Source organism: Clostridium niameyense (assembly GCF_001243045.1).
Lineage (GTDB): Bacteria > Bacillota > Clostridia > Clostridiales > Clostridiaceae > Clostridium_F > Clostridium_F niameyense.
Genome location: NZ_LN849007.1, coordinates 1,754,495 through 1,767,997, shown reverse-complemented (window position 1 = coordinate 1,767,997; position 13,503 = coordinate 1,754,495). Strand labels below are relative to the sequence as shown.

Here is a 13,503-nt window from a genome sequence, read left to right as displayed (position 1 = left end):
GGTTGTAAATATGGAAAATTCTACATTTTCACGTAAGATGTACAATGAAAAAGACTTATATTTTAAAATTTTCTTGATGATGGCAATTATTCTTATAATTAGAGTTATTGCTAATTGTCTAAATTGCAATTGTTATCATAAAACAGGGATAAGTATTATTAATCTATTATTACTTCTTTCTATTAGTATGGATTATTTTACAAATAGAATAAACAGAAAAGATAAATTCTTAAAATATTTAGGAGCAGCTTTAATATTTATTATGATTTTTAAATTTATTTCTACGGTATATATATATAAATTTTTATATTACAAAAAATCAATTGAGTTATTATTTATTGTAATAGAGAGTTACATGAAAATTATATTTATTATATATTGTATAAAAGTTATTGGAAGAGATGTAAATAATAAAGTTATGTTATTAAACTACAGTTTTATTACATTGTTTTTCATATGTATAAGTTTTTCAAGAAATATATCAAAAATTAACACTAATAGTTATAGATTTTATCAAATAATAAATTCTAATGGGGTAGTATTAACTTTATTAAGTTTAATATTAATTTTATATCTAGTTAAAATTAAAAAAATAATGAATAAAAATTTATATGATATATTAATGTGCTTTTCAACAATAAATTTATTTTGTAATAGTATATTATGGTCTTATAGTGTAAATAGTTATAAATTTATTATGTATATAAGTTTGCTAAACTATTTTTCCTATTTAATTATATATAAATATTTTTTAAATGAAAGTTATATTTTAGATATTAAGAATATAAATTTATTTAAAGATGAAAAAGAACAATGTAAAAGATTTATTGATAGTATAGAAATACCTTTAATAATAAGTAAAAAAGATGAAATATGTTATGTTAATAAAAATGGTAGTAAATTCATAAATAAAAATAGAAGTATGTTAAAATATTTTCCAGAGGATAAGTGTAATAATGAAATTTTTATAAGTGAATTAATGAATTCACAAAATAACGAACAAAAAATAATGAATTATAAACATCAAACTATGATTTTAGAAGATGGAACTAGTCTAGATGTAGATTTAACCATATTTAATATAGAGCTATCTGAAAAAAACTATATGTGTATTTATATAAAGAATAATACTGTTTTAAACAAATTAGAAACCTTAGAACAAGAGTGTAGAAATATAAAGGAAGAAAATAAGTTTAAGATGGAGTTTTTTGCTGATTTATCTCATGAGCTTAGAACACCTATAAATGTTATTTATTCAGCTATACAGGTTATGGATATAAATTTAGAAAATAAAAAAGATGATTTTTTAAAAAAATACATGAATATTATAAAACAAAATTGCTATAGACTCTTAAGAATTATAAATAATTTAATAGATTCTACAAAGATAGAAGAGGGATATTATAAACCTAACTTGAAAAATATAAATATAGTAGAATTAGTTGAAAGTGTAGTTACATCTGTTTGTCCATATGTGTATGATAATAATCTCAATATAATTTTTGACACAGATGTAGAAGAAAAGGTAGTAGCTTGTGATAAAGATATGATGGAAAGAATAATATTAAATTTAATATCTAATTCTGTTAAGTATAAAAAAGATGGATTAGGAAAAATTTTGGTGGAAATTACAGATAAGAAAGATAAAGTGAGCATTTCTGTAAAAGATAATGGCATAGGCATACCTTCTAGTCTGCAAAAGGATATATTTAAAAGATTTGTACAAGCTCCTAACAATACATCAAAATCTCAGGGAAGTGGTATAGGATTATCTTTAGTAAAATCAATGGTAGATATTCATAAGGGGCAAATAGGTTTAATAAGTGAAGAAAATAAAGGAACGGAAATTATAATAGAAATTCCATCTAAAACAGTCAGTGAAGAACAATATATAATAGATGAATTTGAAAAAAGTTACATCATAAAGAATGCTAATATTGAATTTTCCGATGTAATTTAAGAATATATTATATTAAGACAAGCACCTTTATACCGATAATTTATACAATATATTAGGGTGAATTTTATTAATAATGAGGTACAGCTTATGGATAAAAGTGATAGAAGATTTAATGGTTTATTTTATATATTAAGTTTGATTATTATAACTATAACTGTTACAAAAATACATTCGTTTATAGATTAATGTAATGGTCAAAAATAAGTTGAAGAAAAAATTGTTATTTATATAACAAATTATGTTTTTATATAAAGAAAAATATGATAAAATATATACAGATAAAACTAATAGAGGTGATAGCATGAAGAATGATTTAGCAATAGTTTTTTTGGGGAATGATATATTTTATCAATCAGGGGTATTTAAAGCTATATTGAAAAATAAGCTTTATGAAAATTTTACTGTAACAACAGGAATAGGATTAGGAGCCTTGACCTCTATATTATTTGCTAGAAAAGATTATAAATCTATGGATAATATGACTTTTAAGATAACACAAGAGGATAAATTATTTTTAAATAAAGAAGAATGTTTAAATTTATTAGATATGCATTGTATAAATAAATCTTTTAAAAAGAATTTCCAAAATTGGAGCAATAAAATAAGTAAGGACGGTATATATTCTTGGTATTCATTATTAAAAGTAATTAATGATGGTGATGTAAACCTTTTATATAGTGATGATTTTAACATGGAATGCTTGATTTGCTGTTACACATTACCATTTATGTTTGAAAAGAGTTTTGAATTTAACAAACTTGAATATAGACAAAAAGAATCACTTTTATTAAATGTTATAGCGCAACCTATGATATTTACTAAGAAAGTTAGAAGTAAATCTTATATAACACCAGAGATAAATGGAGAAATAGCTATAAATCAATTAATAGATAGAGGTTATAAAAATATATTAGTAATAAATTCTCAAGGAGAAAATTATAATTTTGATAAATATAAGGATAAGATTAATATATGGGAAATAAAGAATTGTATAAGGTTAAATAGCGGAAATATGGAAATAGGATATAATAATTTTACGAATTTTATAAAAAACATAGCTTAAAATTATAAAGTTTTATTAAAGAGGATGTATTAAAACTAATTAGATACATCCTCTTTAATAATTTTGTGTTATAATAGGTAAGTAAAATTATAAAATTTTAATATAAATATATAAAATTGTGAAAGGTTGGTGATGATTGTGGAATCTGGACCTTATAGTCCTGAAGGTTGTAATTATAATTTAAAAAATAATATAGTAAAGCCACAATTATACCATCTTTATATTTATTCGTATAATTTGTGGCATAAAAAGGAGGAGGCCACAAATGGAAAGAATATTAGATCTTATAGAAGACAGCAAATATGTTGAGGCTAGAAATGAATTAATAAAGCTAAATAATGCTGATATTGCCAGTTTATTAGAAGAAATTCAACAAGAAAAAATGTTGATTTTATTTAGAATACTTCCAAAAGACAGGGCAGTAGATGTATTTTCTTATATGAGTAATTATGCACAAAAATATATAATAAGCTCTATTACACATAAAGAAAAGGTTAATATATTAGATGAATTATATTTTGATGATGTAATAGATATACTAGAAGAAATGCCTGCTAATATAGTAAAAAAAATATTGAAAAATACAGATGAAAATAAGAGAAAACTTATTAATCAATTTTTAAATTATGAAGAAGATTCAGCAGGAAGCTTAATGACAATAGAATACGTAGATTTAAAAAAAGAAATGACTGTAGAACAAGCATTAGAACGTATAAGAAAAATTGGAGTGGATAAGCAAACAATAAATATTTGTTATGTTATAGATAATGGTAGAAAATTAGAGGGAATTGTATCTATAAGAAAGCTTATACTTAGTGAAAAAAGTGAAAAAATAGAAAATATAATGACTAGAAATTATATATATATTAATACTTATGATGATCAAGAGTTTGTAGCAGCTCAATTTAAAAAATATGATTTAATATCTATGCCTGTAGTAGATAAAGAGCATAGATTAGTAGGAATAATAACTATAGATGATATAGTTGATATAATAGATCAAGAAAATACAGAGGATTTTCATAAAATGGCTGCTATGGAGCCTTCAGAAGAAGAATATTTAAATACTGGAGTTATGACTTTAGCAAAGCATAGAATAATATGGCTTTTAGTACTTATGGTGTCTGCCACTTTTACAGGAAATATAATTAGAAGATATCAAGACACTCTTCAATCAGTAGTAATTTTAGCATCATTTATACCTATGCTTATGGATACAGGTGGTAATGCAGGCTCCCAATCTTCAACCTTAATAATAAGAGGTCTTGCTTTAGGAGAAATAAAGATAAAAGATATGTTTAGAGTAGTTTGGAAAGAATTTAGAGTTAGTATTATAGTAGGATTGGTATTATCAATATTTAATTTCCTAAGAATTTATTATTTTGAAGGGGTAAACTTTTTAATATCTATTACTGTATGTACAAGTTTATTCTTTACAGTGATTTTAGCAAAGGTGGTAGGTGGAGTTTTACCTATAATAGCTAAGAAGTTTAAGTTAGATCCAGCGATAATGGCAAGTCCATTAATTACAACTATAGTAGATGCCGTAGCACTATTTATTTATTTTTCCATTGCAACTACGCTACTTGGAATATAAAATACTATAAAAAATTTCAGAATCTTGTTGTTGACAGTAAATCCTATTGATTTTATAATAAACTCAACATTTAAAATTGAGTTTTGAAAAAATTTAATAGCTGCCAATGATAGGAATAGTAACTTGGATATAAGTTAAAGAGAGTCAGTGTTTGCTGTAAGCTGATACTTCATATTTTAGTGAATCCACCCTGGAGGTAATTGCGATAAGTAATTCGGATAAAACCGTTATATAATTGAGAGAATCATATTATTTGTAAATATAGTATGGTTAAAAAGGGTGGCAACGCGAGTCAATCGTCCCTAAGAGGGCGATTGACTTTTTTATTGGTCGAATACTTACATAAAAATGAAGAAAAGTTTTTATATGTAATAAAGTTCAGTGAAATAAATTTAAAAAATATATATTTTTTAAATTTTAATCTTTATGAGGGTATAACTTTATAAATTTAACTTAATAAAATATAGAAATAAAAATCAGAAAAATAACAATATTACAAATAAGCAGGAGGAATTAATATGCATAAAAAATTATTTATACCAGGACCAGTAGAAGTGGAAAAAGATGTATTGGAAAAAATGTCAAATTTAATGATAGGTCATAGAACTAAAGATGCATCTATACTTCAAAAGAGTATTAGTGATAAATTAAAAAAAGTATTTTTTACAAAGGAACAAATACTATTGTCTACATCTTCAGGTACAGGACTTTTAGAAGGGACAATTCGCTCAACTACAGCTAAAAGAGCTATAGTTTTTTCTATAGGGGCATTCGGCAAAAGGTGGTATGAAATAGCTAAAGCTAATAATGTTCCTGTAGATCTATATGAAGTGCCTTGGGGTGAAGCTATAGATAAAACAGAAATAGATAGGATTTTAGCTACAGGAAAATATGATGCAGTATTTATAACCCATAACGAAACATCAACAGGAATTATGAATCCAATAGAAGAAATGTCAGAGGTAATTAAAAAATATCCTGAGATTGTATGGTCACTAGACTGTGTAAGTTCTATGGCAGGAACTAAAATAGAGGTGGATAAATTAGGAATTGATATATGTATAACTTCTAGTCAAAAAGCTCTAGCGCTGCCACCAGGAATAGCTATGTGCTCTTTTTCACAAAAAGCTATAAAAAGAGCTGAAACTATTCCTAATAGAGGATACTATTTAGATTTACTTTCTTTATATAAATATGTGCAAAAGAAAAATTATCAATATCCTTCTACGCCATCAATATCACATATGTATGCTTTAGATTATAGATTAGATAAAATTTTAGACGAAGGCCTAGAGAATAGATATGAAAGGCATATACAAATGGCCACATATGTTAGAAAGTGGGCTAAAGATAGATTTAAAATTTATGGGGATGAAAAATATCTATCAAATACACTAACTAATATAGAAAATATAAGAAATATAAATATAACTGATTTAAATAATAAATTAGGGGAAAGAGGTTTTACAATATCTAATGGTTATGGAAAATTAAAAGATAAAACTTTTAGAATAGCTCATATGGGTCAGTGTACTTTAGCAGATATAAAAGGATTATTATATAACATAGATGATATTTTAGGATTTTAACAGATTTAAAGGAGGATAATTTTATGTTAAATATACTTGTTTGCGATGGAATAGATAAAAATGCAATAGATATATTAAGAAATAAAGGATGCTTAGTAGTAGACAAACATTATGAGAAAGAGGAGCTTAAAAATAAAATTAAGAATTTTGATGCTGTAATAGTAAGATCAGCTACTAAAATTACTGAGGATTTAATAGATGAAGGAATAAAAGGAAACTTAAAATTAGTAGTAAGAGCTGGTGTAGGTGTAGATAACATTGATATAGATTATGCAAAAGAAAAAGGTGTAAGAGTTTTAAATACACCTAAAGCTAGTAGTATATCTGTAGCAGAACTTACCATGGGACACATATTTTGTATAAGTAGATTTATAAATGAATCTAATGTTACTATGATTGAAGGAAAGTGGGAGAAAAAAAGATATAAGGGTACCGAAATTTATGGAAAGACTCTAGGTCTTGTTGGTTTTGGAAGAATAGCTAGGGAGGTTGCTAAAAGAGCTAATGCATTAGGAATGAATGTAATTTATTATGACTTATTAGGAGAATGTACGGAATTTAAAGAATTTAAGTATTTTAGTTTTAAGGATTTATTAAAAGTTTCCGATTATATATCTATTCATGTACCTTTAAATAAAGATAAGAAATATTTAATTGGACAAGAAGAATTAGAAATGATGAAAGATGGGGTTTATATAATAAATTGTGCAAGAGGCGGGGTTTTAGATGAGATGGCTTTGCTTACAGCATTAAATTCAGGAAAAGTAGAGGGTGCGGCTCTAGATGTATTTGAGAGAGAGCCTAATCCTAATAGGGAACTTATAAATCACGAAAGAGTAAGTGTAACTCCTCATATAGGAGCATCAACTAAAGAGGCTCAAAGAAGAATTGGGGAGGAAATAATAGAGGTAGTAGAAAATTTCTTTGAAATGGGAGGAAAAGAACATGACAATACTGAGATCATTTAAAGCTATAAGACCTAAAAATGGATATGAGAATAAAGTTGCAGCACTTCCTTATGATGTTTTAAATAGCTATGAAGCTAAAGAAAATGTAGTAAAAAACCCCTATTCTTTTCTTCATATAGATAAGGCGGAAATAGATCTTCCAGAATATGTGGATTTATATGATAGAATGGTTTATGAAAAGGCTAAGGATAACTTAGAAAATATGATAAAAAAAGAAATATTTATAAAAGAGGATAAGAAGTGCTTATATATATATAAAATTCAGATGGGAGAAGTTATTCAAACAGGTATTGTAGGTTGTGTATCTGTAGATGATTATTTAAATAATGTTATAAAAAAACACGAAAAAACTAGAGAAGAAAAAGAAATAGATAGAACTAATCATGTAGCTATAGTTAAAGCTCATACAGGTCCAATATTTCTAACTTATAAATATAATAATTTCATAGATAACATGATGAAAGAATGTGAGAAAAATGAACCTTTGTATAATTTTCAAGCAGAGGATAAAGTTAAACATACTATATGGAAAATAGATGAAGAAGATTTAACATATAGAATATGTAAAGAGTTTGAAAATGTACCAGAGGTTTATATAGCTGATGGCCATCATAGGGCAGCTTCAGCAGTAAATGTTGCATTAAATAAGAGAAAAGAATTAAAAAATTATACAGGAGAGGAAGAATTCAATTTCTTTTTAGCAGTACTATTTCCTCATGATAGCTTAAAAGTAATGGATTATAATAGGGTATTAAAAGATACTTTAAATTATAGTGGAAAGGAACTTATAGAAAAAATAAAAGAAAAATTTCATGTAAATTTGTATAAAGAAAACAAGCCATATAAACCTGAAAAAAAACATTATTTTGGAATGTATATAAATAATAAATGGTATGAATTAAAGGCTAGGGAAGGAACCTTTGATAAAGAAGATATAGTTGGAAGTTTAGACGTATCCATATTACAGAATAATTTACTTTATCCAATTTTAAAAATCCAAGATCCGAGGAAAGATAATAGAATAGATTTTGTGGGTGGAATAAGGGGGCTTAAAGAACTTGAAAAAATTATAGATGCTCAAGGGAAAGGAGTAGCCTTCTCCATGTATCCAACTTCAGTAGAAGAACTTATGGGAATAGCAGATGAAGGAGAAGTTATGCCTCCTAAATCTACTTGGTTTGAACCAAAATTAAGGAGTGGATTGTTTATTCATGAATTTTAGTAAGTAATTATATTAAAATAAAAGCATCTAAAATGCCAAGATTTTTTATAGTATATAGTTAAAATAATAAGACTGTTTTTTATAAAATGGAGATTAAAATTAAGATGCTTTTGTTCTTTAGAATAATATATTTAAAAACAATGAAATTTCTATTGAATAAATATATAAATAATGAATAATAATATATGTAAAATGGATAAATGGTACATTTTGTAATGAAAATTATTTTTGATATTGAAATTTATAATTTATAATGATACATTCAAAAATAGGAGGAATGTATATGAAAAAATCTATTATTCGTTTGCAAGAAATAAGAATAAATAATTTTAAAAATATTGAAGAAGGAAAAGTTTCTCTCAAAAGTTACATAAATTTGAAGAAAAATATAAATAGTTCATATAAAAAGAAATCAGATATATTGGGTATATATGGGCAAAATGGTTCAGGTAAAACAGCTTTGGTGGATATAATTGCCTTTTTAAAGAGTGTTCTTTTAGGAAAACCACTGACAGAAGATGCACAATATTTTATTACCCAATATAGGAGTAAGTGTAATTTAGGTTTTACATTTTTAATGGAAGATAATGAAGAAAAGCTTTTAGTTTATTATGATATTGAAATAAAAAGAAATGTAGAAAATAATGAGATTGTAATAAGCAAGGAAGTTTTAAGTTATTCACCTTTAACAAATGAAAAAAGGAGGGTAAAAACCAAAGTCATTGATTATAACATGGAAGACAATGCTATTTTTAAACCATTATGTAGATATAATGAATTAGTTAGTGGAAATAAGGAACTTCTTATTAATATTGCTGTTGCAAAGGTTTTAGCTCAAGAAAGCGGAGAATCATTTATTTTTAATAAAAGAAGTTTAGAAATATTTAATAGGGGTTTTAGAGATAATAAGAATTATGTTAAGATAATAAACGCACTAAGACATTTTGCAGAATTTAATTTATTTATAATAAAAAATTATCTATCAAAGTTTACTGTTAGATTAGAGAATAATAAAAATATTATTTTGGAGGACCATGTTAACTTATTTGAAAGTTCTAAAGTTACAGAAGAAGGTTATGGTATTCTAAAAAGAATATTAGAACAGATTAATACAGTTATAAGATTTATCATTCCGGGATTAAATATTGATATTGCAGACTATGGTAGTGAATTGGATAAAAAAGGAAATAAAAGTATTAATGTAGAGTTAGTATCTGTTAGGGAAGACAAAAGAATTCCATTAAGATATGAGTCTAATGGTATAAAAAAAATAATATCTATCTTAACTGCATTAATTGCAATGTATAATTATCGAGGCGTATGTTTAGTTGTAGATGAACTAGATTCAGGAATATTTGAATATTTATTGGGAGAAATACTAAATATACTTGAAGAAAATGCAAAAGGACAATTTGTTTTTACTTCCCATAATTTACGAGCCTTAGAAAAATTAAGTAAAGGGTCTATTGTATTTACAACAATAAATCCTAAGAATAGATATGTAAGATTAACTAATGTAAAAAGTAATAATAATTTAAGGGATTTTTATTTAAGAGCTATATATCTAGGAGGACAAAAAGAAAAAGTTTATGAGGAAACCAATACTTTTGAAATAAATTATGCCTTTAGAAAGGCGGGAAAAATAATAAATGAAAAGTAAAAAGATTATTTTATTTATAGTAGAGGGCATATCAGATAAGAATTCTCTTTCATTAATTTTGTCCAGATTATTAAGAAATGATAAGATTGAATTTCAAGTAGTAAATGGGGATATTACTTCAAGAAAAGATACCACTATTCAAAATTGTATAGCAAAAGTAAATGACCAAATTAAAAAATTTTTAGATGTTAATAGATATAAAAAGTCAGATATTTTAAAAATAATACATTTAATAGACACTGATGGAGCTTATATTGATAAAAACTTAATAGTAAAAGAAGAAGTGGATAAAGTTATATATACAGATAAAAATATTTTAACTTCTAATGTAAATGGAATAATAGAAAGAAATAATAAGAAATCTAAAGTGTTGGATAAATTATACAGTACTAAAAATATTAGTAAGACTAGTTATCATATGTACTACTTTTCTTGTAATTTAGAGCATGTTTTACACAATAATCAAAATTTAGAAGATGATTTGAAGGATGATTATTCAGATAATTTTATAGATAAATACTATAATAATGAAATGGAATTTGTTAGATTTATAAAAAATAGTAATTTCTCTATAAAAGGAGATTATGATTATACGTGGAATTTTATAAAACAAAATAACAATTCACTAAATAGATATTGTAATTTTAATTTATTTTTTGATGAATGTTTTTATAGTGAATAATATGCTGACCTTACTAGTTGCAGTAGGGCTTTTTTTATTTTATAATTAATTACTAAAGTTGTATTGTATTATATTTATTTTAAATTATAAGTGTTTTTTGAATTAAAAAACGTGTATGTATTATCTATAAATGGTATAATTATATTTATAGTTAGGATTTTTTTACATTTTAAAGAAATTATAATTATAAAATTATAATTTCTTTAAAATGTAATGTTATATAAATATATCTTAAAAACTACATATATAGTATAAATATTTTTAATAGATACTAAAAAATGCTAAAAGAAAACGAAGAGGTGTAGAGTATGGAAAACATGAGTAATGACATTTTAAATTCATTAAGTAAAGCAGCCCCTTATTGCCAACAGGTATTTAGAGAGGACAGTGCTATAATAATTTCAGATTTAGAAAAATATGTAGACTATTTTCCAGCTAAGAAATTTAATTTAAATATTAGTGTGGGTGACAAAATACATCAACCATCTTTAATTTCAGAGAGTATAAAATTAGGTAAATCAATGGAGAAAATATTGTCTAAAGAAACTTTTGGAGTAGCTGTAAAATCTATTGTATCTCCAATTAGAAATTACGATGGTAAAATAGTTGGAAGTTTATGTACTTGTGTAGATGTAGAGGAAAACGTAGATTTAGTTAATAGTATTAAAGGTTTAATGGAATCTACTGATCAAGTAGCTGAAAGTATAGAACAAGTAGCAGAGGGGGCTACAGATTTAGCAAAATCAGGACAAGAAGCTATAGACCTTGTTAATAATACTTTACAAAAGGCCGAAAAAACAACAAAAGCATTAGAGATAATTCAAAATATAGCAGCACAAACTAATTTATTAGGATTAAATGCAGCTATAGAATCAGCTAGAGCTGGAGAACAAGGAAAGGGATTTGCTGTAGTTGCCAATGAGGTTAGAAAACTTTCAAATCAAAGCAAAGAAGCAGCCGTAGAAATAAGAACTATTATTCAAGAAATGAATGAAGCTGTAAAACAAATAAGTGGAGCTATAAGTAATAGCGGTTCAATTAGTGAACAACAAGCAGCAGCTACGGAGGAGATATCTGCTACATTAGATAGTATAAGGGACTCTGTGAAAAAACTTAATAATTTTGTACAAGACTTCAAATAAAATATAAAATTATTTAAAATTAGCTAAGGGTTTTCACTTTTGTGAAAACTCTTAATTGATTTACAAATAATAAATATTTGTAAATATGATGTATTATATAAATTAATTTATTATAATATAATAAATAATGAAACTTTATAAAATATGTTTAAAGGATAAGGGGAGGGAAATACATGTCTTATACAATAATAGATATAATAAATAATCTTATATATATTGAAGAAAAAGGTTTTGAAATGTTTAAAAAAATATCACAATCAACTGAAGATATAAGAATGAAGGTATTAGCAGATACTTTTGCAAAGCAAGAGCAAAAGCACAAAAGGTATTATGAAGATATTAAGAATAATATAGAAGAAAATTTACAGGAGTATATAGATTTTTATGCTTATGACAAAATATCTTCTAAAATACAACAATTTAAGAGTAAGCTTGTAATACCTAATATAGATAATGTAAATAAACTTATAAATTTCGCTGTAGAACTTGAAGAGGATAATTTAGCATTATTATTAGATGTAAAGGGACAATTAGTAAGAAGGGAATCAGATACTAATACATTAGCGTACAATACAATGCTGACAATAATAGAGGAAGAAAAAAACCATGTAGAACTATTTACTCCTTATATTAAAAATAAGAATTAATAAAATCAATCTTATTAATTCTTATTTTTATTAATCCCTATTTAAATTAATATTTACTAAAATAATGCCTAAAACTACTAATATTAAAGAAATAAGTATATTAAAGGTGAATTTTTCGTTAGGCAAAAATATAGAGGACAAAATTGCACCAGATACAGGGGTTATAAACTTATATAAGCTTATTTCTCCAGCTTTGTTGTATTTTAATAAGGCATACCAAATAGAAAAAGCTGTAGCGGATAAAAAGGCTGAATAAATTAAAAGTAAAGAGCCTTTAGTGTTGAATACAATGGCATTACTTGATAAATTTATATATCCAAATACTAATAAAATTATAGATCCTAAAAACATTTGCCAAGCAGTTATTAAAGATGGATGTAATTTTCTACTTAAATTTTTAGCTAGTATGGCAGAAATAGCACCTATAAAAGAAGATAATATTAAAAATCCTTCTCCCTTGAAATTAAAATCTAGTCTAAAAGAACTTCCCCAGTTTACTATAATTATCCCTAAAAATCCTAGAATAAGGCCTATTATTTTAGTTTTATTTATTTTATCATTGGTATAGATGATATGAGCTATAATAATTACAAAAAATATTTCCATTGCTCCAATAATAGCAGCTTTCATACCTTTGGTATTAGCTACTCCAGTATAAAAAAGGAAATAATAAAGGCTTGTCTGAAGTATTCCTATAATTAAAAGTTTCAATAGGTAAGTTTTGTTTATTTTTATAGATTTTTTTAGTATAAAAGTTATAAACAAAAAAATAATAGTAGAAGCTAAGAAGAATCTTATACCTGCTAAAAGAATTCTTGCAATCATATCATTTTGAGACATTTGAAGTTCACTATAGCTTATCTTAAGTACTGGAAAAGCACTTCCCCATAAGATACAACTTATAGAGGCGAATATAGTTTTATAAGGGTTTTTAGAGAATATTTCTGTTGTTTTCATTATGTTCTCCTTATTT

11 protein-coding genes and 1 other annotated feature are annotated in these 13,503 nt (G+C 25.0%); of the genes, 10 read left to right on the top strand and 1 reads right to left on the bottom strand.

All coding sequences use genetic code 11. The annotated features are described in order from the left end of the window. Positions 1-10 precede the first annotated feature (10 nt). The 10 genes from BN1711_RS09305 (at position 11) to BN1711_RS09260 (ending at position 12,530) form a co-directional block, all read left to right on the top strand. Positions 11-1,960 carry a sensor histidine kinase gene (locus tag BN1711_RS09305; protein ID WP_050607881.1) on the top strand — a complete coding sequence of 650 codons (1,950 nt, stop codon included), beginning with the start codon at positions 11-13 and terminating at the stop codon, positions 1,958-1,960. A gap of 238 nt (positions 1,961-2,198) precedes the next feature. Next, the gene (locus BN1711_RS09300) at positions 2,199-3,023 is read left to right on the top strand and encodes a hypothetical protein (RefSeq protein ID WP_050607880.1); all 825 of its coding nucleotides are present in this window, start codon (positions 2,199-2,201) and stop codon (positions 3,021-3,023) included. A 265-nt stretch (positions 3,024-3,288) separates the two neighbouring features. Next, positions 3,289-4,620 (top strand): magnesium transporter, encoded by a 1,332-nt coding sequence (gene mgtE, locus BN1711_RS09295; protein ID WP_050607879.1) that lies wholly within the window; start codon positions 3,289-3,291, stop codon positions 4,618-4,620. A 97-nt stretch (positions 4,621-4,717) separates the two neighbouring features. Next, positions 4,718-4,927: a binding site (T-box leader), on the top strand. Positions 4,928-5,138: 211 nt separating this feature from the next. Continuing rightward, positions 5,139-6,209, top strand: a complete 1,071-nt coding sequence (locus BN1711_RS09290; protein WP_050607878.1) for a pyridoxal-phosphate-dependent aminotransferase family protein — start codon at positions 5,139-5,141, stop codon at positions 6,207-6,209. Between the two features lie 23 nt (positions 6,210-6,232). Continuing rightward, entirely contained in the window at positions 6,233-7,177 is a 945-nt protein-coding gene (locus BN1711_RS09285; RefSeq protein ID WP_050607877.1) for a D-2-hydroxyacid dehydrogenase, read from the top strand. Further along, positions 7,155-8,399, top strand: coding sequence for a DUF1015 domain-containing protein (locus tag BN1711_RS09280; RefSeq protein ID WP_050607876.1), 1,245 nt, complete (start codon positions 7,155-7,157; stop codon positions 8,397-8,399). The genes BN1711_RS09285 and BN1711_RS09280 overlap by 23 nt, the downstream gene beginning before the upstream one ends. Positions 8,400-8,682: 283 nt before the next feature. Beyond that, positions 8,683-10,059 (top strand): AAA family ATPase, encoded by a 1,377-nt coding sequence (locus tag BN1711_RS09275; protein ID WP_050607875.1) that lies wholly within the window; start codon positions 8,683-8,685, stop codon positions 10,057-10,059. Further along, complete coding sequence (locus BN1711_RS09270) at positions 10,049-10,741, top strand: hypothetical protein (RefSeq protein WP_050607874.1); 693 nt, start codon at positions 10,049-10,051, stop codon at positions 10,739-10,741. The genes BN1711_RS09275 and BN1711_RS09270 overlap by 11 nt, the downstream gene beginning before the upstream one ends. Before the next feature lie 308 nt (positions 10,742-11,049). Then, a complete protein-coding gene (locus BN1711_RS12870; protein ID WP_050607873.1) occupies positions 11,050-11,883 on the top strand; it encodes a methyl-accepting chemotaxis protein in 834 nt (277 codons plus the stop codon). A gap of 173 nt (positions 11,884-12,056) precedes the next feature. After that, entirely contained in the window at positions 12,057-12,530 is a 474-nt protein-coding gene (locus tag BN1711_RS09260) for a ferritin family protein (protein ID WP_050607872.1), read from the top strand. A gap of 30 nt (positions 12,531-12,560) precedes the next feature. Here the strand turns inward: BN1711_RS09260 and BN1711_RS09255 are convergent, their stop codons facing one another. Next, complete coding sequence (locus BN1711_RS09255) at positions 12,561-13,487, bottom strand: DMT family transporter (protein ID WP_050607871.1); 927 nt, start codon at positions 13,485-13,487, stop codon at positions 12,561-12,563. Positions 13,488-13,503 lie beyond the last annotated feature (16 nt).

Bases quoted from the DNA above. Each gene is read 5' to 3' on its own strand.
- BN1711_RS09305 (WP_050607881.1), top strand. From the start codon at position 11: ATGGAAAATTCTACATTTTCACGTAAGATGTACAATGAAAAAGACTTA.
- BN1711_RS09300 (WP_050607880.1), top strand. From the start codon at position 2,199: ATGTTTTTATATAAAGAAAAATATGATAAAATATATACAGATAAAACT.
- mgtE (WP_050607879.1), top strand. From the start codon at position 3,289: ATGGAAAGAATATTAGATCTTATAGAAGACAGCAAATATGTTGAGGCT.
- BN1711_RS09290 (WP_050607878.1), top strand. From the start codon at position 5,139: ATGCATAAAAAATTATTTATACCAGGACCAGTAGAAGTGGAAAAAGAT.
- BN1711_RS09285 (WP_050607877.1), top strand. From the start codon at position 6,233: ATGTTAAATATACTTGTTTGCGATGGAATAGATAAAAATGCAATAGAT.
- BN1711_RS09280 (WP_050607876.1), top strand. From the start codon at position 7,155: ATGACAATACTGAGATCATTTAAAGCTATAAGACCTAAAAATGGATAT.
- BN1711_RS09275 (WP_050607875.1), top strand. From the start codon at position 8,683: ATGAAAAAATCTATTATTCGTTTGCAAGAAATAAGAATAAATAATTTT.
- BN1711_RS09270 (WP_050607874.1), top strand. From the start codon at position 10,049: ATGAAAAGTAAAAAGATTATTTTATTTATAGTAGAGGGCATATCAGAT.
- BN1711_RS12870 (WP_050607873.1), top strand. From the start codon at position 11,050: ATGGAAAACATGAGTAATGACATTTTAAATTCATTAAGTAAAGCAGCC.
- BN1711_RS09260 (WP_050607872.1), top strand. From the start codon at position 12,057: ATGTCTTATACAATAATAGATATAATAAATAATCTTATATATATTGAA.
- BN1711_RS09255 (WP_050607871.1), bottom strand. From the start codon at position 13,487: ATGAAAACAACAGAAATATTCTCTAAAAACCCTTATAAAACTATATTC.